Raw genomic sequence first — 25,465 nt, forward strand, 5'->3', positions numbered from 1 at the left:
CTCTGGTTTTATAGTTTAAATTGATTTATAAATTCTGATAAATTTTCCTTTTCCAACACCTGCAATTGCAAGGCATACTCCTTGCGTTCGCCCGGATTTAGGTACGTCAATGTATTTTCTTCCCTGGCCGCCTTTTGCCCTATGGGCGGATGAGTGGCCGGTTCGAGGGCCGTAACGTATTCGTGTTCCCCCCAATGCTGCCAGTTGACCAACCAGGGCAATTGTTTTTTGGAAAAGCGCATCGAAAGGGCCATATGCAACTTTTCATTGTAGAGCCCGCAGGTTGAAATGCCTTTGTCGTCGGCCTCGATGTCGATAAAGGCGACATCTTCCCCTGTTCCCGAATGCGATTTCATCGGGGACTGGCAGGTCTTAAAGGGGTTTCCTTCCTTAAAAATTTTCTTGTCGGAATCGGGCGTCGGGGAATGCCAGTCGCCCTTCCACAGTAATTTTGTGCCCTCATCGACCAAGGGCCATCCGAAGTTCACATGGTACAACAACATGTGCGGAACTTTTTGGTTGCCCCTGTTGACCACCTCGTCCTTTATCACAATCTTGGCCTCGCCAAGTTTTCCTGAAATCGTACGCTCCAATTGTAGGGAAGGGCCAAAAACCTGGGTTTCACGGATTATTCCCGTAATACTCATTTCCATGATGCCCTTGATCGGATCGGGCTGGATTACCGATACGATTTCGGCCGGGGTATTGCTTATTCGGCCATGCAGGCCTCTATGCCCATTCGCATCCTCTTCCGGGCCGCCAACATGTGAAAGTCCGCATGTAGTCAAGAGTCCGCCCCCAAAATTTCGTATCCATCCCATACCCTGATCCGAAAAACGATCGGGCGGCATGGCCCCTGCGTGGCTCAACCAAGCCAGGCTATACTGGTTGTAAAAGGCATCGGAAATATCCATGGCACGGTCCAACAACACCTTGTACCGCAGGCCCGTACCCGTATTGATCCAAGCTATACGAGATCCCCGTCCCAAACCATTGTCTAAAATAGAGGTCTCTATACCGCCCACTTGGGCCGAATTGCCCACTTTGTTCCTTCCCATAAGAATCCTAGCTGTATCCGGCATCATCTCTTGCATAAAATTTTACTATAACTGTTTTAAACGAATGTTCCTGTATTCGACCTTCATCGGGGGCCCCACATGTACTTGTACCCCCAGGTATCCCGAAGCCTTACGGTTGACCGTATCCTCATCGACCACATCGCTCATGAGAACGCCATTGACATAATGCTGCAAATGGTTGCCCTTGATGATAAGGTGTACCTCGTTCCAGTCTTCGTGTTTAATTTTTGTTTTCAAGGCATCCGATTCGCCCAAGGAGCCTACTACCTCCCTGCTCTGCCAGCAATTGCGCTGAACATTGGCCCTGAGGGATCCCGGCTCGTCCGGATGGTCTTGGGTATGGATGACGACCTTTTCGCCGCGATAGGCCAAGGTGGCCCTTTTTTTCTCCTCATAATTCTGGCCCGTATACCTGATTTTCCCGTCAATATCGGCCTGATAGCCCCTCAAAGCGTAGGGAATCGTATCGATTTTATCGCTGCGATAGTTGATTCCACTGTTTCCGGCATCGGCGATCCTAAACTCCAACTTCAGTTCGAAATCGCTAGGCTGGCCTCCTTGCCAAATAATGAAGGTATTGTTGTCAAGCAGGGTTTCGGGAGTAACCTCCCCGGTTAAATTACCGTTTTGCACACTCCAGTATTTGGGGTCTCCTTCCCATCCGTCGAGGGTCTTACCATCAAAGATAGGTACAAATCCATCCGCATCCGCCACCACTTCTTCCGCAAGTCCTTTGCCTTCTTTTTTTTCTTGTTTTTCCTTACAGGCGTTTAGGCCTAAACTTAGGACCATGAAAACGACCAGTCCGTTATTTCCAATTTTTTTTATCATAGTATAATTTTCTAACAATCCGTTAATTTAGTTGGTTTTCAACTCTTTGTTAAGAAAGACGACCAGTCCGTCTTTCCCTGCCACGACGACATCCTTCCTATGGTCGTTGTTTACATCGGACACGGCAAAATAAACTCCGGTGCCCTTGCCTTTGCCATAGGTTCCATAATCGATTACCTGTTTGCTAAAATTCTCCCCCGTCCATTTGAAATAATACAGGCCAACGGGATCAAATCCTCCGGGATCCTTTCCATTGTGCGCCTTATAGCGTTTGCCCGTAACCAATTCGTTTTGGCCATCCCCATCAAGATCTTCCCACTCCATTGTGTGGTATTGGGAATTAAAGGGGTCGATTACATGTTTCTTCCACCGCAAGCCTTTCCCTTTTTTTAGGGGTATTTGTTCGTACCAGTGCAAGCCGTAGCCGTGCCCCTGTCCCGCGATAAGATCGCTCAGGCCGTCGTGGTTTACATCGGCCACTATAATGGGTACGCTGGTGGTTCCAAGGTCAAACTCTTGGTGAAACGGCCAGGCGTCCTGAAGGGGTCGTTCGGGCGCTTCGAGCCATCCGTTGGGCACAACGATGTCTACCCGCCCATCTCCGTTGATATCGCCAAAACCCAGACCGTGGCCTTGTTTATCGGCAATGGCATGCGATAAGAACCTTACGCCTTCCTTACCGCTTTCACCGCGTACCAATTTATGTATGCGCAGCGAATCGTTGGGTGTGTTGGGAACGATCTCCAATACCCCGTCTCCATCAATGTCCCACGCCCGGGTCGTTTCAATGTTTCCGATTTCGGCTATCAAATGTTCAGGCCAAGGGCCTTTTTTGCCCGTATTTTTCTTCCAGACCAAGCGTCCATCGAACCATCCCCCGGTAACAAAATCGGTTTTTCCGTCACCGTCGACATCCAAGGGAATCGTCGAAAAATGATCGTAGTACTCACCGAAGCGTTTGGGGCCGCCTATATCGTGTCTTTTTTCGAAGGAGGGTCCCTCGTACCAGAACGCCCCGGAAACGATATCCACATTTCCGTCGTTGTCGACATCAAAGACATCGACCGATTCGTAGCTTTCGGAAGCTATCGGCCATTTTTCAAAATGGATACTCCTGACAACCTGGGAATCTGCCTGCCCGTATAGCGGCCCGTTTGCCATAAAAGCAAACATGCCAATGGCATAAAACCTGTACGCTTGGCGTACAGGTTTTATGTTTTGCAACACCCTCAAATCGAAGCGTCTAGTAAAAAAAGCTATGTTAGACATCTTGGAATAGGCAATTAAAGTTTCGTTCATGCTTACTGCCCGGCCTGCGCTTCATCTTCCCCCGAAAAAATGGGGTTGTCCTTATTTCCACCGGCTATCAAATACGCCAAGAGGTCTTTCACCTCATCAGGGCCCAATCGGTTTATGGTTCCGGGAGGCATCAGCGAAATGGTCGACATTCTCGTACCCGTCACCTGTTCTTTTGGAATACTCCTGATAACATCGGGCGCGTATGGGTTTTGGCTTATTTTATATTCGTCCCCCTCTTCACTGATCAAGCGTCCCACTACCGAATTCCCGTCCTTTAGGGTAAAAACCGTCGAGTTGTATTGGTCGGAAATCACCTCGCTGGGATCGATAATGGCCTTGAGCATATCGGCCGGAGAGAACCGGGTTCCTATTTGTGTAAGATCGGGTCCGATATTCTGTCCTTCGCCCCGCATGCTATGGCAAGTGATACAGTTGGTGGCCAGGAACATGTTCCTGCCCTGCTCGAAATCCCTGTTTTGGAGCCCGTCCGCCAACAAGGGCTCGATATCCTCCACTGCCCAATTCTTTCTAGGTCCCTTGGGTTGCACCGCGTTCGAGACCAGATCGTTGCCCGAACTGCTCAATAGGGAATCGCCTGACATTTCGTTATAGAGATCAAACTTGCTTTTAGAAACGTTGGCCAAGGCACTTTGCCTTGCTTTTTCTATAAAACCGATATAGCTTCTTCCCGCTTTGTACGAAAAGGCCTTGTAGAACCATTTAAAGTATTTCTCCCTGAGTTCGGGCGTCCATCCATTGGTCGCCTCGCTAAGTACCGTACCGTAATAGGTGCTTTGGGCCGGGGGCATATTCTTCAAGGTCTCGGCAATGTCCATTCCGTACTGCGGATTTCTCAAGATAAGGTCGGCGGCCTCGGTAGCCGTATTGGCCATTACCGATGCGTTCTCCCCTTTTGGCGATTCCAACAAGGCCAAGGTTTTGGAAACCACGGTTGGCTCGCCCACATAAACCAATGTCTTGCTCAACAACTGATTGAGCACATCGGATTCGGCGGGATAGTGCGATGCCAGGTAATCGCGTACCCGCTTCTGTGCAGCCGTACCCGGTTTGCCCATGCGTGCCAAGGTCAGTTCGATGGCCCGTACCAAATCTACTTGTTGGGCCGTGCTTAGATTGATGTAGTCGATTTCCGTTAATGCGTTCAACAATTTATCCTGCTGGCCGCTGTCGCCCTGTCGGGCCAAGGCAATGGCCGCTTGGATCTTTTTAACGGCGTCGGTTTCGGCATACACCTTATCTTGCCACAAACGAACAGGTTGATGTTCTATGGCCACCCTTGCAGCATATTGCAAAAAGCGGTCTTCACTGTCCAAATAGGGCCAAGCTGCCTCTACCGCCCCATCTTTAGGACCGAGGTGATAGCTTTCCAGCTCCTTTCGTAATTTGTTTTCCTCGGTCTGTTCCAGGGCCAAGGCCGTGTTCCCAGCCTCGTCCAAATCCCCATCGTAATACACACGATATAGGTCGGAATCGAGCCTTCTCCCCCCTGTCATGAAATACATCGCCCCATCGGGTCCGATAACGCCGTCGGTCAAGGGCAAGGGCAGACCCGACAAAAATTCTTCCTTGGTTCCCGTATAGGAAGACCCCTTGGTTTCCAGTTCAATGGCATAGACGATACCGAAACTCCAGTCAAAGGCAAAAACGCTGCGCTTGTATTTGTCAGGAAACTTGGCATTGATGCCATACATGACATTGGTCGGTGATCCCTGGCCGATGTTCATCAGGGGCGGAAGGTTGTCCGGGTAGGCCGGCGACCATTTTCCATTACCCGTTCTCCAACCGAATTCGGCACCGCTTGTCACATGGCAAATTCTAGTGGGCCGGTACCAGGGCATCCCCAGGTCCCATTCCATATCGGAATCGTAAACGAACATATCGCCCAATTCGTTAAAGGCGAGGTCGTAAGGGTTTCTAAACCCGGCGGCCACCAACTCCCAATTCTTACCGTCGGGGTCGAGCTTGGCCACCCATCCACCTGGAGCCCCCCTATCGTTGGCGTGGCCACGGGGATCTTTGATCTGAGGGAAAAGGTTATCGTCTTTCCAATTGTTGGGCAAACGATAGGTATCCATTTCAGGAAGATCGGTGTGGTTCCCGGCAATGACATACAAAGACTTGCCATCGGGGGAAAGCACAATACTGTGCGGACCGTGTTCGCCCGCTCCCTTGAGTTCTTGCAACAGGGTTATCTTGTCGTATTGGTCGTTATTGTCGGTATCTTGAAGCCGGTAAAGACCACTGCTTTTCTCGAATTCTTCGTTACCCCAATGATTGACCATCACATACAGACTGTTGAAGGCATGCAGCAAGCCCTGGGCATAGCCCATTTGGATAATCGAATCGGGCACCTGACCTCCGGTCTCGATCTTTAATTTTTCGATTTTCGGGGTCAGATTATCAGATCCGATAGGAGCCACTTCCATTCGATAAAGCGAACCGTACTGATCGGAAGTGATCAAACGTCCTTTGTCATCAAAGGTCATGGCCACCCATGATCCCGTACCCGCCTCGCTCGGACTATATAAATGCTCGGCCTCAAACCCGGGTTGAAGCTTTAACTTGGCTATTTTAGGGTCTTGATTTTCAGGGGCATCCGCCTTGCTTCCTTTATCCGGTCCACAAGAGACCAGTAAAAGGACCATAGCGGCAGCCAAAAGTGAAATTCTGTTCATGTACTTTTTTTTAGTTATTTGGTTTGTCCCTTGAAGGTACTAAAAATTTGGGTTTAGAGACGATTCGGAAGCTGGAAGCCCAAATGTTAGGCTAATATTGGTAAAAGCATTGCTTCTGGGCTCCGCCCCTTCCGGGTAATAATAATCGTTCGGATTTGATTTGATCCGGTTCCCATAAGCGGTAATCACATCTACCGCACGCCCCGTTCTGACCAAATCCAACCAACGTTTGTTCTCAAAGGCCAATTCTACCCTACGCTCCCTAAAAATGGCTTCGCCCAGGTCGCCGACCGGATCTCCCAGACCCGCACGTGCGCGCACTTGGTTCAAAAATGGCAGGGCCTCTCCCGATTTTCCTTGCTCCTCAAGGGCTTCCGCCAAGAAAAGCAATACCTCGGAGTAGCGATAGACCGGAAAGTTCATACCGTGGTTGCCGTGCAATGAATGCGGCTCGACATACTTTTTTATGATCGGATAGGTACCATCCCTCCAGAAGCTTTCGCTGAGGGTTACATATTGTATCGATGCATCCTTTCTTAGGTCACCATCCTCATAGGCGGCGATAATGTCGGGAGTGGGAATGTTGTTCCCTTCCCCGTTCAAGGGCTGGGGGTTTGAAGTTTGGGTAATGGCCCCCACCTCTTCGGCCGTAATCGGCCTGGGCAAGAAGTTATAGAGGAAGCTTCCGTTCAGGCCTTCGGCCCCTTCTTTGTACTGCACTTCGAAAACCGACTCCATGTTGTTCTTGTTATCGCTGTTTCCTGAAAAGGCATCTTCGTAATTGGGCATCAGCTCGTATTCGTTGCTGTTGACCACGGCCCTTAACTGGGTTTCCGCCTCGGCCCATTGTTGGCGTACGATGTACATATTGGCCAAAAGCGTTCGGGCCGCCCCGGAGGTTACCCGACCGGCCTGTTGTTGCGATTTTGGGGGCAACAAGGTAATGGCCGTCTGTACATCGCCGATGATCTGTGCATAGATCTCATCGGGACTTGATAGTGGCAAAGCCGCATCTTCCCTTGAGAGAACGGGTACCAAGTGCATAGGCACGCTACCAAAAAACTGAACCAGGTCAAAGTAGGAGAAGGCCCTCAAGAACAAGGCCTGCCCTTTGATGTTGTTTTTTTCGGCCTCGTCAAATTCGGCCTCATCTATCGTAACCAGGATTTGGTTGGCGCGGGCAATGATCTTGTAGTGCTCTACATAGATATTGGTTACATGGTTATTGGTCGTAATACCATTATCGGTAGGAATGGCAAAATCGGCCACATCTTCCTGTTGTTCGGTAGCCCCGAACGCCGTGTTACGGGCGTAATAGGTATTATCGGAGTGCATTTCGCCCAAATACGCCTTTGATTGGTTGTATATGGTTCGCAACGGCACGTAAGTACCATTGATCGCCTGCTCAAAATCGACCTGGGTTTGGTAGAAGGTAGGAACACTTAACGAATCTTCGGGGAAGATGGTGAGTTCGTCTTCGCAACCCGTGGCCAAGACCCCTAGCATTACGAGAAATAAATATATTTTTTTCATCTTTTTATTTTTTTACGGATAGTCAGATTCATTTAAAATGAAATGACGATTGATTAGAAGTTAAAGTTTAATCCAAGACTAAATATGCGTGGTACCGGATAACCCGATATATCAACTCCAGAGGCCAAGTTGCCCCCATCGCCGTTACCGTCGTTCTGAACACTGATCTCGGGGTTAGGTCCGCCCCAGTACTTCGTAAATATATAGGCGTTTTGTACGGATGCATAGATTCTGGCCGACTTAAAGAAGCGGTCTACCCCATCCAATGTATAGCCCAAGGTAATATTGCGAATGTTGAAGTAGGATGCATCGGCCACAAAACGATCGTTGATCCAATCCCTTTCGATACCGGTAACGTTACCGCCACCTACAGTGGTACCGTAAAAGCCCCTACCCGGGTTCTCTTCGGACCTAAATCGATATTTTACATCCGACAGCAGGTTGAATACGCCGTCCAAGTTGGTGGTACTGTACAAGTGGCGCACCAACAGCTCGTTGCCCTGTGATCCCGTACCCACTATTGAGAAATCCCAATTGCCGTACTTGATGTTATTGGTTATACCATAGGTAAAATCCGGAAACGGATTGCCCATAATGGCGCGATCGTCGTCGTCACCTCCACGGGTAATTACCCCGTCGCCATTAACGTCGATCAATTTAATACTTCCGACGGTAGACCGGCCGGGCACCTGTGGGGAGTTGTCCAAATCTTCTTGGTTCAAATAAACCCCGTCGGACAAGTGGCCGTAAAACTGGCCAAAGGGCTCACCTACCTTGGTGATGTGCCAGCCACCGGGACCGTAGACCCTGTCGATACCTTCTGCCAGTGCCACTACCTCATTTCGGTTAAAGGAAATGTTGGCATTGGTGGTCCACTTGAACTTACCCGTAGTATTTACGGTATTTACGGCAAATTCGTGGCCCCAGAACTTAATTTCACCAATGTTGTCACTAAAGTTGGTAAAGCCCGACTCACGGGGAACCTGTACATTGTACAATAAGTTGGTCGTGTTCTTGGTATAGAAGTCATAGACAAAGGCCACCCGATCGTTGAAAAGGCTTAGATCAAGACCTACATCGAACTGCTTGGTCGTCTCCCAGCCCAAGTTTGAGTTGGAAAGCGAGCTTACCGCCGATCCCGGTGCAAATTCGTTGTCGAATACGGCGTTTACCGTGTTGTCGATCAAGGCGTACTGGGTATAGTTACCTATATTGTTGTTACCCGTTACCCCGTAACTGGCCCTTAACTTCAGCATGGAAATGGCTTCTTGGTTTTCCATAAAGGTTTCATCGGACATGATCCAACCGGCGGATACGGATGGGAAATTACCCCAACGGTTATCGGCCCCGAAACGGGACGAACCGTCCCTACGTATGGCTGCCGTAAGCAAGTATTTTCCCTTGTAGTTATAGGTCAACCGCGAAAGAAAGGAAACCAAGCTCCATTCCTGTACCCGATCGTAGGTACCGCCCCTGTTGATATTGGCCGCCCCCTGAATGGTGGGCAAACGGTCGTCGGCAAAAGTATCGGCGGCGACCCGGCTAAAGTCCCTTCTGAATTTTTGATAGGTGAACCCGCCCAATAGGGAAAAGTCGTGGTCCCCGAAATTTTTGGTGTAGGTCACCAGGTTCTCGTTCAAGTAAGAGAAGTCGTTTTCGTCTTCCCAAATGGCCTCGGCCGTAGTCGGAATAGGTACATTTATACGATAGGTCGCCGTAGACGGACTGAAAAACTCGTACTTGCTATTGTAGAATTCGGCATTGATGCTCGATTTAATACTAAGTCCCTCTATCGGCTTGTATTCTATAAAGGCGTTCGACAGGATATTCACTTCCTTGGTCTCGTTTTTGATCTGCTCCGCCGATGTCAACCAGTTGGCGTAAGAGAATATATTACCCGTATCGGCAGGGAAGCGATTAAAGGTGGTTCGGGTACCGTCTTCGTTGTAAATAGGCATGATCGGCCATGTGTGCAAGGCATTAAAAAGTATTCCCGTACCACGGCTACCATCGGTTCTTGGCACGTTGTCGATTATATGGTTGGGGGCTACGTTAAAGCCCACCCTTACCTTATCGGAAATGGCATAATCCAAGTTGACGCGAAGGGAATATCGCTCATAGTCGGAGTTCAGCACGACCCCATCCTGCAAGAACACACCGGCAACGACCGAGGTTTTGAGCTTATCCTTGTTGGATGTAATGGTCAAGTTGTAATTCTGCATGGGAGCCGTTCGCAACAGGGCGTCGTACCAGTCGTTGGTCTTTCCTTCATATTGCGAGGGATCTTGGAAAATTTCAGGGACGGGATCGCCCTGGTCTTCGTAGTACTCCTTTTTGAACTGGGCGAACTCCACGGCATCCATCATATCTATCCTTCCCCGTTCGGGCACATATTGTATACCCGTAGACGTATTGAAGCTCACATTGGTCTCACCGGCCTTTCCGGTTTTGGTGGTAATCAAAACCACCCCATTTGCCGCACGGGAACCGTAAAGCGATGTGGAGGCCGCATCCTTGAGAATGGTAATGTCTTCGATTTCATCGGGATTGATGGCGTTTATTCCCCCTGAGATAGGGAAACCGTCGATTACATATAAGGGATCACTACCGCCCGATACGGAAAGTTGCCCCCTAATACGCACCGACATGCCCTGACCCGGTTTACCCGTAGTCTGATTGATCTGAACACCGGCCAACCTACCTTGGATCTTTTGGGTGACCTGGGAGACCGGAATATCGGCCAATTCTTGTGCATCGATGGTCTGTACGGATCCGGTAACCTGTCTTTTGATCTGGGTACCGTAACCGACGAGCACCACTTCCTCCAGGGCCGTTGCGTCTTCGGTCATGGTGGCGTTGATTACGCTCTGACCATTAACTGGAATTTCTTGTGTCGTAAAGCCAATGTAGGAGAAGACCAGTGTGGCATTCGCATCCTGCACATTAAGGCTGTACTTTCCGTCAAAATCTGTAACGGTACCGTTTGTAGTTCCTTTAACGATAACGTTGACCCCTGGTAAACCGAAACCATCGTCAGCCGAGGTTACGGTGCCGCTCACAGTAGTACTCTGGGCGTGGGCCGTAAATGTTAATAACAGGGCAAAACCAAAATACAAGGTTTTTAACCCAAATAGGATTTTTGTCATAGTAGTTTTCATTAAACAAGTTAGCGATTAGTTGAGTCGAGGGAGCTGGCGACTCCACCGATTACTTCCAAATGTATTGTACTAAAAGGTTTTCGCTATCCTGTACTATCCTGCTGAAATGACAATATTGGTTATGGATTTTTCAACAACACACCAAAATATCATTGTTTAATTATAAAAAATACACCCTACATAAGATTATGTTGAGAAAACTTAAACCAAATTTGACAAAAGGGAAGAAAAAAAGCGGAAATAGAACAATAGCAAGCGCCACGACGGAAAACGCAAAATCTTAAGTAAATCAAACGGATCAATATTCCATCATAAATATTCAAATTTCCACAAGCCCTTTAAGCGATAAAACATACCGGAAGCGCCCAAATAAAACTAATAGCTTCCAATGAAAGCCCGGAGCCCTTTTCCATTTAAACAGGTACCGCAAAACACTTCATTTGAGGAAGAAATGGGTTTATCCGATTCCTATATTTCCTTGAACGGCTTTGCCACACACCCCATATGGCCCCTACCTGTGATACAACGTAAACGTTATAGTCATTTCTTGACATTTCAATTGGTAATTGACCATTATCATAAAGTTTAGGCAATTCTAGCATATTTTAGAAAAAATAATCTTTTTCCTATTCTATTTTAAGTTACCTTTATAATATGTAAGAATTTTACTTCAAAATATTTTAAGGATGACACCACTTATAATGTTAATCGATGATGATTTGGTCTCACAATTTGATATGCGTATCAAACTCAAACGGCATGGGCTAACCTCGGAAATAATTTCGTACGACTGCCCTATAGAAGCCTTGAGGTGGTTTGAGAAATGGAAGGAGTCAAACGGCGTTTTTCGCTTGCCCAGCGTTTTGTTGTTAGACTGGCAAATGCCAAAGATGAACGGTTTCGAATTTTTGGAAGAGGCCATTGCGCGGGCCATCCCCCTAAATGAGATGGACATATACATGGCATCGTCCTATAGCAATTGCCTCGATGAGGCTCCGGATGAAATCAAGTCGAGGGTCAAAAAGCGGTTTATCAAACCCCTCAGCATATCGAACATTAAATTACTTTACACAAATCTATGCGTAAAGGAGAAGCTTTAAATACAGTAACATCCTTTCCTTTGACTCCCCTATCACTTGATCAACTTACTGGGCGGATAACCAAACTGTTTCTTAAAACAGCGACTAAAATACAAAGGGTCGTTGAATCCGGTCAGGGCCGTCACTTCAGAAACATTGTACTTTTTGGATTTTAATAGGCCGGCTGCTTTTTTTAGCCTTACCGTCCTTATAAATTCCTTTGGGGCCAAATCTGTAAGCTCCTTTATTTTTTGATAGAGTTTTGACGAGCTCATGCCGAGCTCTTGGCATAAAAAGGTGGTCGAAAGATCGGCCTTGTCGAGGTTCCTATCGATCAATTCGGTGACCTTTTGCATCAATTGCCGGTCGACAGGGGAATGGGTCAAAAGCCCTACTTCACTTTCCGTTTCCCCCGAAAACTTTGCCTTGAGATCTAAACGCGACCTTATAATGTTCTCGATCATCATTTTTAATAACGAAGGGTCGAAAGGTTTTACCAGATACCCGTCCGCACCCGTACCATAGCCCTTGACCTTATCTTTATTGTCGGACAAGGCCGTTAGGAGTACTACGGGGATATGGCTGATAAATTGGTCGTTCTTTAAGCGTTCGCAAAACTCCAGGCCGCTCATTACCGGCATCATAATATCGCATATACAGACCGTTGGCTTTATCTTTCTGCACATTTTAAGGGCCACTTCCCCGTTCTCGGCTTCATATACCTTGTAAAAGCCCGATAGATAGTCTACCAAGTACTTGCGCAGCTCAATATTGTCATCGACCACAAGGATCTTTTGTTTCAGCTCGGTGTTGTGGATCGTTTTCTTGGGCAGCCCCTTTAAGGTACCGTCTTCCTCGGCCGAAGGAGGGAGCAAAAACTCGAACACCTCGTCATGGGTGTAAAAATGCCTTTCGATGGGAATTTCTAAAGTGAAGGCACTTCCCTTGTTGGGTGCACTTTTTACTTTTATGCTCCCCTTGTGCAGTTTGACCAGGGACCGTACCAAGGAAAGCCCGATACCCGAACCGGTATTGTTCTGTTTGCTCGTGGTGGCCTGATAAAAGCGGTCAAAAATCTTTTTTTGGCTTTTTATCGGAATGCCGATTCCATCGTCGCTCACCTCAACGGTAAGATAGCCCGTTTGCTCGTCGTATCTCAGGTACAGGTCCACGTGCCCAAAGTCGGGCGTGAATTTCAAGGCATTGGACAGGAGGTTATAAAGTATTTTATCGTACTTGTCATTATCTACCCAACCTATAATGCTTTCATTTTCGGCAATAAACTCGAGGGTAATGTTTTTGTTGTGGGCGAGTTCCTTGTACGAATCGAAGATATTTTTGGAGTAGGCCAAAATATCGGTTTTGGTTGTTTTCAGTTGCAGTTCGCCACTTTGGGCCTTTCTAAAGTCGAGCACTTGGTTGACCAGTGAGAACAACCGATTGGCATTCTGGTAAATTAGTTCGTACCTACTTTTTCGATAATCGCTTATTTCTTCCGATCCCTCTTCCATCAATTGTTTTACGGGGCCCAAAATCAGTGTCAATGGGGTGCGCAACTCGTGCGAAATATTCGTAAAGAAGCGCAACTTTTCGTTGTTCAATTTTATGTCGTGCTCCCGATTCACTTTTTCGGTCAACAGTTCCCTTCTCAACTTTATGCGCTTGTCCAACTCCTTGCGAACGAGGTAGAAAACAAGCCCTAAAACCGCCAATGCGAAAACAAAGGCTTCGGGGGTAAGCCAAAAGGGACGTAAGATCTTTATGTTGTAAGCAACCGTATCGCTCCACTGCCCATCCCCGTTACGCGAGCGAATTTTAAATACATAGTCGTTGGGGTAAAGGTTGGTGTACTGCACGGTTCTGGAGTAACCGTCGGTGGTGATCCATTCCTTATCGAAACCTTCGAGCATGTATTGAAATTTATTCAATTTTTCGTTGGCAAAGGAAGGTTCGGAGAATTGTATGGAAAAATTCCGGTTGTCATAATTCAACTCTGCGGATTTGCTGAAATTAATGTCCTTTTTCAAGGGTACTTGACCGTTGACCACCATACCGGGAAACACTTCGCGGTTGGCTATTCTAAACTCGGAGATAACCGGTTTGGAGGTAATTAAATTCTGCTCCAATGTTTCTGTAGAAAAATGGATAATTCCGTTCTTAGCACCCAAATAGATATGGGTTCCGTCCGCAGTGTAAAATCCCTTTGAACTAAATATATCCAGCCTGTTGCCACTGGTAACGTGGTAGATATTGACCTCTTCCCCTTCCGCATTGAGCTTGGCCACACTGTTGTTGTTCATGTTCAACCAAAGGTCGCCGACTTTATCGACCAAGATATCGGTGACCCACCTGCCCGAAAGCTCGGTAGGTTTTGTCAAAACCACAAAATCGTTCAAATCGGCATCGTAATGACCAAGTCCGAAGCGCGAAGAGGCCCAAACCCGCCCTTTTCCGTCAATGGCCACATCGCTGATATCGGCGGCATCCTCGTTGTTCAGAACGTGCTCAGCCCTTATGTCATAGGCCACATGTGCCTTCGATTCGATATCAAACTTTACGACACCATTTTCGGTGGCCAGCCAAATATGGCCCTTACCGTCAGAGGTCATGGCATTGATCTCGTACCCCTCCAAAACCCGGGATACCCCGGATACCGGAAGGTCTTTACGGGTGTCGAACAAGACCGCCCCCTCACCAAAGGACCCGATCAACAGTTGGTGGGTAGCGGCATTGGCAAAGGCGGTGACCGGGGCACCCTCGAAGCCCACGTCGATTTTGCGGCCCTTATTCTTCAGGTAGTCGTAGACGAGGACCTTGCCATTCCACAAGCCACAATAAAAAACCTTGCCATCGTTTGAAAATACACTGGCAATCTCAAGTTGGTCGTGAAAGAGGGGCCTAAAATCTTCCCCTTCGGATATAAAAAGTCCGTGATGCTTAGTCGCCACCAACACCTCACCATCGTAGGTTTTTGAAAAGCCCCTTATTCTGGGGACTTTCCCTCCAATGTATTGGGAGATATCCTTATTGAGGCTGAACTGGTTTTCAAAGGGGTCGTACTTGTCGAGTCCGTCCTCGGTGCCGATCCACAATACCCCAGAGGCGTCGAAATAGAGGGCGGAAACCAAGTTGTCTACAAGCGAATTGCCGTCGGACAGGATGGAGTGATAATGCGTGAATTTTCCTTGATCGATATCTTCGAGCTTATCACAAACCAAAAGTCCTCCCAGGGTACCGACCCAGTACTTTCCATCGGGCGCCCGGGCGACGGACAAAAAATAGGGCCCTAGGTTGTTTCTGAGCTCATTATCGGCAATATAGAGGTTTTCAAAATTGTCAGCTTCCTTGTCCAATTTATAAAGGCCTTCGCGGGTACCGATAAAAACATCCTCCTTATGGTCTTCGTAGATAAAGTTCAGATAGGGATTCTTTTCGGATGAATTCGGTATTGGTAAATCGTAGGTAGCTATTTTATCTATGTTTCCCTTGTTGTCTAGGGTTATTTTCGCAATGCCGCCCGTGCCAAAACTTCCTACCCAAATATTCCCTTTGCTATCTTCAACTATCTGTTTAACGTATTCGAAACCTTCAATTTCAACCCTCTTGAAACTTTCCTCATCGGGATGAAAAATGGTAAGGCCCTTGGTTCTTGTGCCCACCCAGATCCTTTTAAATTTATCGACATAGACCGAACGTATCTCCTGTTCAGGAAGGGCATCATCTTTATTGGAATCGGGAAGAAAGGTCTTGAAACTATGTGTATCGGTATGCAAAAGCGTCAAACCACCACGGGTACCGATCCATAGGTGGTTCGATTCCTCATCTATTGCCAGAGCGGTAATATCATTATTGAGAATAGACTTAAGCCCTGTTGATGTACTGAGGTAGGACTTGAATTGATAGCCATCGAAACGGTTCAGTCCGGAAAACGTTCCGAACCACAGAAAACCGTATTTGTCCTGTACTATATGCCTTACCGAATTATGGGAGAGTCCATTGCCATCATTGTAATGGCCGAATTTAATATCTTGGGCAAAGCCCTTTCCCCCCATGAACAAGATGATAAAAATGGTACAATAATATCTCATAGGGCTTGGTTACGAAATTCGAGACCTACTTATTAACCAACTAAAATATAAAATTAAGGACCCACCCTGGTTTTTATCATCTGTGCCCAAGGTTTATCCCTTTCATTTAATCGCGCCGACCGAGCATACATCGGTAGGTATACCCTGCAGATCCACCAATTGCTGTCCGTCCAGGGCAACTGGCCATACATATTACACGGCAGATTCCCCAGAACCGCAAGGTAAGAATTTGGTTGCCAACTAATTTGGCGATTCGACCATGTTAAGCAGCAGTTCCCCGCCATTTACTATATCGTTGTGCTTGATGGCGTAATCGTTCAAAACTTCACCTTTAAACACAGGCTTCCCTGAATAAAAATGGTTCTCTCCGTTGTTGTTTGCAGTAATCACGAACTGCCCCCCTGGATAAAATTCGGGATTCAGGCGGATGGTTACCTTATCGAAAATAGGGCTCCCTATTTGGTATTCAGGATTTTCCTCGGTTCCTCCGTTCATTTGAAAAAGTCCAATCTTGTACAGTACGTTCAAACTCCCCATCAGGCCCTGGTCTTCATCACCGTTATATCCGGTATTCGGGGCAAGGCCACTAAATGTCCTTTTTACCACGGTCCGCGTCCAATACTGGGTTAGGTCGGGCCTGCCCAGTTTGTTGAAAACGAAGGGGGTTTGTATAGAGGGCTGGTTGCCGAGATTGATCGGTATACGCCGGTACTCGGGATGCAATTCGCTCTCGTGGGAGCTGCCCGAGGTAAAATTCAATTCTTCGGCCTTTTTGAACTGTTGGTCCAACTTTTCAACGGCCTTCCCCTTGCCTCCCATCAATTCGCCCAAACCATCGAGGTCGTGCGGTACGAACCATGTAGACTGTGCGGCGTTCGATTCTACAAAACCATTTTCATAGGCATAGGGATCAAAGTCTTTTTTCCATTGGCCCGATGCTTCTTTGGGAGCCATCCAACCCTCTTCGCCATTGAAAACGTTTCTGTAGTTTTTAGAGCGCTTCATAAAATAATCATAGTCTTCGTGCTTGTTCAGTTTTTGGGCCAACTGGGCAAGGGTATAATCTTGGTAGGCATATTCAAGTGTTTGGCCTGAACCGTCTAGGTGAATGCCATGCCTGCCTTCGGGCAATGGGTACGGCACATAGCCTTTTTCGAGATAGTGGGCCATTCCCCCACCGATATCGGTATTGTGCTCATAGCCCGCCTTGCCCATAATGCCCCCGGGCATATGGTTCTTTCTCAGGGCTTTGTAAATCCCATCCAAATCTTCTTCGATAAGCCCTTTCTGAATGGCCGAGACAATGAAGGGTGTTGACGAGGCCCCGGTCATTACATAGGTATAATTGCCCCCTGACGGACCGCGGGGTACCAGTCCCCCGTCTTGGTAATACTGCATCATGGAGAGGCTGAATTCTTTCATGATTTCAGGATATACCAAGCCCCATAAGGTATTAATGGTCCACTGCGCGCCCCAAAACGAATCGGAATTGTAATGGTTGAACTTGGGATTTCCGTCGGCGTTCAACGGCAGCTGGCCTATGCGAAATTGATCTCCCGTATTGTCGGGGTAGGCCCCGTTTACATCACTTATGATACGGCGGCCCTGAAGGGCATGCCAAAGATCTGTATAAAACCTGCGCCGATCGTTCTCGGAAGCCCCCTCGACCTGTATTCTCGACAACATTTCGTTCCATTCGTCCTTGGACGACTTTACAACATCCTCGAAATTCCAATGGGGAAGTTCCTTTTCCATATTCAGGGCGGCGTTGGCTACCGAGGTATAGGAAATGGCGACTTTCATCAATACGGGCCGGGTAGGTTTGTCTAGGTACAAAAGATAGTTTTTGGTCTTATCGTCCCGTTCTATGGAAGCGACAGGCACATTCAATCTTACCTTAAAATAAGTGGTCAACGGTTTGGGCCTCCTTCTGGTAGGCTGCATTACAAAACTTCCGGAAAGCTCCATATTGCCGTCTTTTTGCAAATGCCCATCACTTATTTCACAAGGCCCCAACTGGGTATTCAAATTAAAAAGAATAGAGGATTGTATATTTTCCGATTCCGGAAATGCATATTTATGGAACCCTACCCGTTTGGTACTTGTCAGCTCTACGGCAATGTTATACCTATCCAATTCCAAATAATGGTACCCTGGGGACACTTTCTCGGTGTCGTGGCTAAAACCCGAATAAAAATCCCCAAAAACAGCACTATTGGCTTCTTTGGGCTTGGCAATGGGCATTACCGAAAGTCCGCTCATCTGCCAAGCATGGATGTGGCTAAAGCCCTTAACGGTATCTACTTTGTATCGATAGCCACTGCCCCAGGCCCCATGGATTTCGGTATCGGGACTTAGGTTGACCATACCGAAGGGCCGGTTGGCCGAAGAAAAGAAAAACCAACGCGAATTTTCGGTATCCAATTGGGGATAAACAAGGTCGACCCAATCGCGGGCCGCATCATTTGTCTCTACGGACGTAGTTGTGTTTTCTTCGCAAGAGGTAAAGGTCAAGATTAGGGAAATTATCCCAAGAATAACCCATAGCGGAGTTTTTCCTGTCATTTTAGTTCGGTTTATTGATTGTTTTTAAATTTTGGTCTATGGCTTCGAGCATTTCAAAGGTGGGGAAACCGTTATTGGGCCTCCTGATTTCAGGGGCGTACCAATGTTCCCACTTTTTGGCCTTATCGCCGCGTTTACGATGCTTATAAATTTCCTTCAGTTGTTTCTTTGCGCGGGGCAGCATTTTTTCGATAGCCTTGACCATTTCGGGGTCCCCCGTTTCTTCATATTGCCGTTTCCATATCGACATCCTGTGCAAGGTTCGCTCAAAACGAATCAGGTCTTGATACAGGACGGCAGGCAGATATACATAATCGTGATAAAAAACTTTACCGGATGTGGCTTTCCTCATTCCCATCGAGGCTTCCCTAACCGCACTATCAATGAATTTTTCGGTCTCTTTCACATGTTCAAGATCGTTTTCTACCCTTTTGTAATCGTGGGGTACGGGCGACTTGCCCGGACGCTCAATGGGACTGTCGGACAAGTATGAAATCGCCTCCCCAATCTCCCAAAGGTGTTGCACATAACCGATCCGACCGGCCTGGGCCTTGTGCAAGTATTTCATCGATGCTACGGCATGCCTGGCGCTTTCAACATTAAAATAACGTTCGGTCCATGCTTTGTAAAAACCGTCGGCATCAAAACTTTCAGGATCGGCACATACTTGCGAATAGGCTTCCAAGTTAAGCAAAAAAGGGCGAAAATTTTGCCCGTTGACCAAGCAGAACTTATCGGCATCATACGTAGCGAACATGTTTTTCATTACCGATTCCACTTTGCCGGGGTATGGATTGTGCACGGTGTGGTTCAACCAAAACCCTGCGTGCATATAGGTTCCGAAACTGTAATTGTCGGTTGTATTCGGCAGGTGCTCAAAATCCCCGAAGCCGTGATCCGACCAAGCGACCGTCCAATCATTTGGTGGTCTGAAGCCGTTATTCCACATTTCCATCCCATCGGAATAACAAACCAAAACTTTGTCGGCTCCGGGCCTATATTCGTCTACCAAATCCCCGAAAGCCTTATAAACCTCATTAAAAACAGCAATCTTATTTTCCCCACAACTACTTTCATATTCCCAATCCCAGACCTGGTGACGTGGGCGCAAGATAAAAATATCGGTTTTATGCAGCGGTGTTTTCTCCAAATAAAAACGCCAGGCCGTAAGCCAATCTTGCTTATAGTCTTTCCAACAAGTGGCCTTATCGGCAGACATGGGGTGTATCTGGTAGCCCAGCGCAAAGTCTATGGCCACCTTCATCCCTTTCTTTTGGGCGTAGTCGATCATCTTTTCAAGATAGGCAACATCTACCTGATAATCGGTCATTTTTTTATATTCCGGACGAATAAAAAACTCGGGGCGCCCAAGCATGTCAAAAAACTGAATGGCATTATACCTGAGCCTTACCAGTGCGTTTATCATTTCGGTATAGCTCTCCCAATCGTATTGTAACAATTTGCCCCTATAATTGGCCAATTCGTCCACATCGTTTTCAAAATAACAGAGTATCGGAACCTTTGGCGGTGCAATACGCCTATTCTCAAAGGCAAAAAGGTCTTCGGGCTTTTTGCCAACTATTTCCTTTCCCGTCCAATATTCCAACGGATCAACCCCCAATACTTCTTTTGAATAGTCGTAAATTGCATACTGCAGTCCCTGCACATCGGAACCCGCTATTACAATTACATCTCTTTTATCGGCCCAATCAATTTTGGCCCATATACCGCCCCTCGGCCCCGGGTCGGCATCGGTAAGCCGTATTTTGTTGGATTTGTGCAAGGAAGCGATTACAGGGTTTGACCGAGGGGTTCCCAATATAATGATCGTTCCCTGGCCGGTTACATCGTTCATATCGGTAACCACCTCAACGTTTACCGACAATGTTTTTCCCAAATCGGCCTGAAGGTCTCGAACTGCGTCCAGTTCGACCGCATCGGCTTTCTTTCCGATCACTAGGAAGCAAGACGGTACCAGTTCGGTTGAAAAGGAATGGACCGAAACCGTTGCCATCATTATAAATGGCAATAAAATTTTGTGTATTCGAAATGGTTTAGCCATAGTATTTGCAATTTAAGCCACTATCCCAGGGTATTCCAAAAAATATGGACAGGAGTAGCCCTCCCGTCCATATTTAGCCAGCCCAACACCCTAATTAATACCCTGGATTTTGTTCAATATTGTTATCGGATAAAATAATCTCAGTAGCAGGAATCGGTCTTAATAAATGAATGGATGCGTCAAAAGAACCGTGATCGATAATATGTGGATTGTACATTTTTATACGCTCTTCCAGTTTTCCGGTTCTTTTTAGATCGTTCCACCTGCTGGTTTCACCGGCAAGCTCCAAGGCCCTCTCATCCAAAATATCGTCCAAATCAACAGTGGTATAATAATCGGCGATTCCGGTTGCCCGCTCCCTGACTACGTTCATATGTGCAGTTGCCTGGGCCATGTTACCAGCTCCCAAATAGGCTTCGGCCGCGATCAAATGCGACTCCGCCACCCGAAAAACGAAGGTGTCCCTATAACCACCTTCCGCCTCATCAAAACCTACATCGTCAAATTTTTTGAAGATGGGAAAATTGGTGGTGTTCGTATTGTTCGAATATTTATAATTAACACCAGGCACGTCTACCGGAGAATCGTTGTAATAATATTGATTTGGTTGGTATACGTAGTAGCGATCGAGTTTATCGGCAAGTTCATCGGCCGTCAGGGCTTTCTTCGGAAAATAGATAACCGTATCCCCAACCGCAATTTTATCGGTACCCACCGAATCTTCTACATTGGCAAACAAAACCCTATGCATCGTGGCGGCCTCCCTCGTATCGTTATCGTCGAACAACGAATAAAAGAATTCGGTCGGCATTGCACTATTGTCCTTAAAACCATACGGGTTTTGCCTGTTCATTCCGGGCAATTGATCAACACTGAACATGAGTATGGAATGTTTGTTGTTGTTGCGGTCTTCATAATCCCCACCTGCACCATACTGAACTGCAAACAATACCTCATCGTTTACCTGATTGTCGTAATCGAATACCTGGGCATATGTTTGCGACTTGATATCGTAGCCATCAATCGCACTTTCGGCCAGGGCGGCAGCCTTCTCAAAATCATCGGTTCCGGCAAAGGAAGTATAGGCCCTTGTCAGGTATACCTTTGCCAACAAATGCTGGGCTGCCCTTTTCGAAAACCGACCGGTTTCGGGGTAGGCCTCCAAATCGGGAATCGCCTCTTCGAGGTCGGCAATGATCTGGTTATAGGTCTCCTCTTCGGTCGAACGGGCATAATCGGCACTAATTTCCTGGATTTCATCCAGGGAAATTACCACCCCACCAAACTGTTGCACCAGATTGAAATAGGCCAAGGCCCTCAACCCCTTTGCCTGGGCAATACCATTGTCGCGTGCAGACAGGTTCGAATCGGTCCAGGAGATTTCGTTGGTAAACCGGTTTACAACAATGTTGGCCTTACTGATCACACTGTAGTTTCGGTCCCATTCGGAAGAGAAGCTGCCGTTGCTGCTGTTAAGGTTAAAATAAACGTTCAGCGAGCTTAAGTCGGTGCCAATGTTTCCTTGCGTGGTAAAGATATCGGTACCTAGCATAGTTACATCATACCCCTTATATACGGGCCTTAAGGCATTGTAAATACCTACCACCAATCTATCCGCATTATCTTCCGAAATGAAGTCCTCTCCCGTTAGGTTGGTGTAGTTCTCTTCCTCTAAGTAGTCGTTACAGGAATACGCGGTAAAGCTTAGGGCCATACCCAATAGCAACCTTCCGATGTTCTTTATATATCTATTCATTTTCTTAAAATTTTATCTTTAGAATGCAACTTTTAAACCTATCAACGTAGTGCGTGTCTGAAAGCTCATATTGTATGAGTTTTGCAGCCCTGTTTCAGGATCTGGCCCTTCATAATCGGTAAAGGTGAAAGGGTTTTGAACGTCGAGCGACAAACGTGCACTCGACATATTCAGCCTATCCAATAGGTCACTTGGGAAATTATACCCTACTCCGATATTTCCTACCTTGACGAAGGACATGTCTTCGAACCAGTACTCACCTACCTTGGGCGTAATACCTGGTAAGGGGTTTTCAGCATTTGGGTTATCGGGGGTCCAGTACGAAGTATTTATTTTGTTGAACTGGGTTTCACTTGCATTGACATCGTGGTGCTGATGAAATTCCGAATGACCAAAGACTCCCTGTCTGGTGTACATCATAACCGACAGATCAAGGTTTTTATAGGTAAAGGTGTTGGTCATGCCCCCTGTCCAATCGGGTGCCGTTGTACCGATAACGACTTTGTCGTTTACGGCATCCAGTACCCCGTCATTGTTTTGGTCCTTGAACTTATACTCGCCGGGTACCGCTCCGTATACCGCTGCCTCGGCGGCCTCATCGATCTGCCAAATACCCACCTTTTCGTACGAATAAATAGCGTCGGAGGGTTGCCCTACGATCAGTGCACTATGGGTTCCGAAAACCTGTAAATCCAAATCGCCATCAAGTTTTAGAATCTCATTGTTGTTTTTGGCAAAGTTCAAACTGGTACTCCAGCTAAAATTGTCGGTTTGGATGTTCTTGGTATTCAGGGTAAATTCGACACCACTGTTTTTCATGGAGCCAAAATTACCTACCGCACTATCAAAACCTGTCAACATCAATAGGTTTCTCGAAAAGATGGCTCCTTCAGTCCTTTTGTCATACAATTCCAAGGAAAAGTTGATTCTATTGTTAAGCATCCCAAAATCGAGGCCGATATTGACTTCTTCAGATTCCTCCCAGGTCAATTCACTGTTAGACAATCCGCTAACAACGTTTCCATTGGTTAGGTTATCGCCAAAAAAGTAATTGGCTTCATTCAAAAAGGCGAAAGATTGGTAGGGCCCAACGGTGTTGTAGTTGCCCGACTTACCGTAGCTCAGTCTCAGCTTAAGGTTGCTCAGCCAATCGGCCTTTTGCAAAAAGGGTTCTTCACTTGCCCTCCATGCCAATGCCGCGGATGGGAAGAAATTCCACTTGTTTCCTTCGGCCAATTTGGAAGCGCCATCGTAGCGACCCGTAAAGGTGAGAAGATACTTATCATTGATGTTATAGTTTAAACGACCGGCGAAGGATGCCGTGGTTTCCTTTTGATAGTACGAACTGTTCTCCCTGATATCGGTACCGGCACCTGTATTATAATAGCCGTGAAAATCGGGAACATTCCTCGTTTCGATGTTGTTACCTTCCAATTGGTTGTAATAGACCGAAGCAATTAAGGTGGTGCTTAATTTTTGATTATCGGTAATATCGAAGTTAAAATCCGCGGTATTGTCCCAAGTATATGAGTTTTTCCAATCAACACCATAGTACGCCCTGGTTCTCGAGGGGTCGTTTCTTGCCGCCTTGGTCAGCAAGCCCCTATGTTCACCATTTCTTGTGGTCGACAAATTGGGCGAGAAAGTCGTTTTCAAGTTTAGCCAATCGTTGGCTTCATACGTAAGGTAAAAATTTGAGATCACGTTCAATATCCTTTGGTTGACCTTCCATGCCCCATTAATCTCGTAATAAGGGTTCATAAAGCGGGGATCCTCTTCATCGGGAACCAGTAGGATTTCACCGTTGTCGTCGTATGGATCCGTGGTAACCGGCAACCTGTAGGCACTTCTAAAAAGTTCCCTACTGCCCGATTCTTGTTCGGAATACGAAAGATATGCCCTTAGGCCAATCGTTAATCTGTTTATTTTCTTTGACAACGACACCGACGATGTATATCTTTCATAAGCTTGATCGTTACCTACGACCCCCTCATCTTTCAAATAGCCGATAGACCCACTATAGACCAAACCATTCTGCCCGCCCGACATAGAAACGGTATGGCTGGTCTGCATTGCCATCCGGGTAATGTAATCGACCCAGTCAAAGTACCTCCCATTGGCAATGTTGTCGGTTTCCCCATTGTTAAAAAATTCGGTAGACCTGTTGATGCTATAATTATAAAAATCGTCCGCGCTAGGGTTCGGGGTAGAACTGTTCAACCATTGGGCCGCCCATTGTTCGGCCCTTAAGCTATCATCAATAAAATCGACGTATTGATCGCCCGACATGGTATCAACTAGATTGCTGGCCGTACTGATACCGAAAGAGGCATCGTAGGTAAACTGGGTCTTGCCCTCGATTCCGTTTTTGGTAGTAATGATCACCACCCCGTTAGCCCCTCTAGATCCGTAAATAGCGGTCGCCGATGCATCCTTTAAAATATCCATTTGCTGAATATCCGCAGGGTTAAGCAGGTTGATATTGTCCATAAAAATGCCATCGACCACATACAGGGGCCTGGACAAATCTTCCGTTACATCATCGCTTTGACCGTCCTTATTGGCCTGATTGCTGTTTGTAATCACCGTATTCCCCCTTATTCGTATGGACAAAGGCGATCCGGGCTTTGAGTTCAGCCTTCTTACATCTACCCCCGCTACGGTACCTCGCACAGCTTGGCCCAAGTCGGTTTTGCGCTGCTCGGTCAATTGCTCCGTACCAATTGAAGCCACGGCTCCCGTTAAATCGCTCTTTTTTACCGATCCGTAACCGATGACCACCACCTCATCGAGCTGGGCGGTATCTTCTTCCAATACCACGTCTATGGTACCTTGACCTTCATAGGTAATTTCTTTGTTCTTAAACCCAATGTAGGAGAAAACCAAAACTTGGCCCTTCTCAACATCAATTTCATAATTTCCGTCAAAATCGGTTGCCGTACCTGTAGAGGTACCCTTGATTACGACGTTTACACCCGGTATGGGCATATTGGTGGCATCATTTACCACACCCGATACCTGCTGTTGGGCCATGAGAGTTGAGGTCAGACCCATGCATAAGACCCACACAATTTGTTTTAGTCTTTTCATAGTTGCTTGTTTAGTAGTTTACCGTACTAAACTATCGCAGGTCTGTCCGTGGGATATGGACAAATCGTTCCGATTTATGGATTTTAACAAATTTATCCCTCACCAAGAAAACACAAACAACTAAAAAACAAGAACTTACATATACTTAAAATATTTAAGTTTCTTTTAAGATTTGACCAGGTCAATCCTCTTAAAATCCATTTTGCAACAACATTTCGGTCCACTTTTG

The 25,465-nt window shown here is 46.9% G+C and carries 12 protein-coding genes; 1 reads left to right on the forward strand and 11 read right to left on the reverse strand.

Annotation, left to right across the window (positions count from 1 at the left end; genetic code table 11):
- Positions 1-8: 8 nt before the first annotated feature.
- From BUB37_RS08285 to BUB37_RS08310, 6 genes are all read right to left on the reverse strand, one after another.
- Positions 9-1,058 carry an aldose 1-epimerase family protein gene (locus BUB37_RS08285; RefSeq protein WP_212635265.1) on the reverse strand — a complete coding sequence of 350 codons (1,050 nt, stop codon included), beginning with the start codon at positions 1,056-1,058 and terminating at the stop codon, positions 9-11.
- 45 nt (positions 1,059-1,103) lie between these two features.
- Positions 1,104-1,910, reverse strand: a complete 807-nt coding sequence (locus BUB37_RS08290; RefSeq protein ID WP_072991629.1) for a 3-keto-disaccharide hydrolase — start codon at positions 1,908-1,910, stop codon at positions 1,104-1,106.
- 27 nt (positions 1,911-1,937) lie between these two features.
- Entirely contained in the window at positions 1,938-3,071 is a 1,134-nt protein-coding gene (locus BUB37_RS08295; protein WP_212635266.1) for an FG-GAP repeat domain-containing protein, read from the reverse strand.
- Positions 3,072-3,211: 140 nt separating this feature from the next.
- On the reverse strand, positions 3,212-5,905 hold the full coding sequence (locus BUB37_RS08300; protein ID WP_072991631.1) for a c-type cytochrome: 2,694 nt from the start codon (positions 5,903-5,905) through the stop codon (positions 3,212-3,214).
- 39 nt (positions 5,906-5,944) lie between these two features.
- Positions 5,945-7,438: a RagB/SusD family nutrient uptake outer membrane protein gene (locus tag BUB37_RS08305; RefSeq protein WP_072991634.1), complete on the reverse strand. Its 1,494-nt coding sequence runs from the start codon at positions 7,436-7,438 to the stop codon at positions 5,945-5,947.
- A 53-nt stretch (positions 7,439-7,491) separates the two neighbouring features.
- Positions 7,492-10,584 (reverse strand): SusC/RagA family TonB-linked outer membrane protein, encoded by a 3,093-nt coding sequence (locus tag BUB37_RS08310; protein ID WP_094766599.1) that lies wholly within the window; start codon positions 10,582-10,584, stop codon positions 7,492-7,494.
- 698 nt (positions 10,585-11,282) lie between these two features.
- Here BUB37_RS08310 and BUB37_RS08315 point away from each other — a divergent pair.
- The gene (locus tag BUB37_RS08315) at positions 11,283-11,696 is read left to right on the forward strand and encodes a response regulator (RefSeq protein WP_094766600.1); all 414 of its coding nucleotides are present in this window, start codon (positions 11,283-11,285) and stop codon (positions 11,694-11,696) included.
- Positions 11,697-11,728: 32 nt separating this feature from the next.
- On the opposite strand, the gene BUB37_RS08320 is transcribed toward BUB37_RS08315, so the two are convergent.
- The 5 genes from BUB37_RS08320 to BUB37_RS08340 form a co-directional block, all read right to left on the reverse strand.
- On the reverse strand, positions 11,729-15,763 hold the full coding sequence (locus BUB37_RS08320; RefSeq protein ID WP_072991643.1) for a hybrid sensor histidine kinase/response regulator transcription factor: 4,035 nt from the start codon (positions 15,761-15,763) through the stop codon (positions 11,729-11,731).
- Positions 15,764-16,003: 240 nt separating this feature from the next.
- A complete protein-coding gene (locus tag BUB37_RS08325; RefSeq protein WP_072991646.1) occupies positions 16,004-18,328 on the reverse strand; it encodes a GH92 family glycosyl hydrolase in 2,325 nt (774 codons plus the stop codon).
- A gap of 1 nt (position 18,329) precedes the next feature.
- A complete protein-coding gene (locus BUB37_RS08330) occupies positions 18,330-20,390 on the reverse strand; it encodes a glycosyl hydrolase 115 family protein (RefSeq protein ID WP_094766601.1) in 2,061 nt (686 codons plus the stop codon).
- A 94-nt stretch (positions 20,391-20,484) separates the two neighbouring features.
- On the reverse strand, positions 20,485-22,146 hold the full coding sequence (locus BUB37_RS08335) for a RagB/SusD family nutrient uptake outer membrane protein (RefSeq protein ID WP_072991651.1): 1,662 nt from the start codon (positions 22,144-22,146) through the stop codon (positions 20,485-20,487).
- 18 nt (positions 22,147-22,164) lie between these two features.
- Positions 22,165-25,236, reverse strand: a complete 3,072-nt coding sequence (locus BUB37_RS08340) for a SusC/RagA family TonB-linked outer membrane protein (protein WP_072991655.1) — start codon at positions 25,234-25,236, stop codon at positions 22,165-22,167.
- Positions 25,237-25,465 lie beyond the last annotated feature (229 nt).

This window comes from Pseudozobellia thermophila (assembly GCF_900141855.1).
Lineage (GTDB): Bacteria > Bacteroidota > Bacteroidia > Flavobacteriales > Flavobacteriaceae > Pseudozobellia > Pseudozobellia thermophila.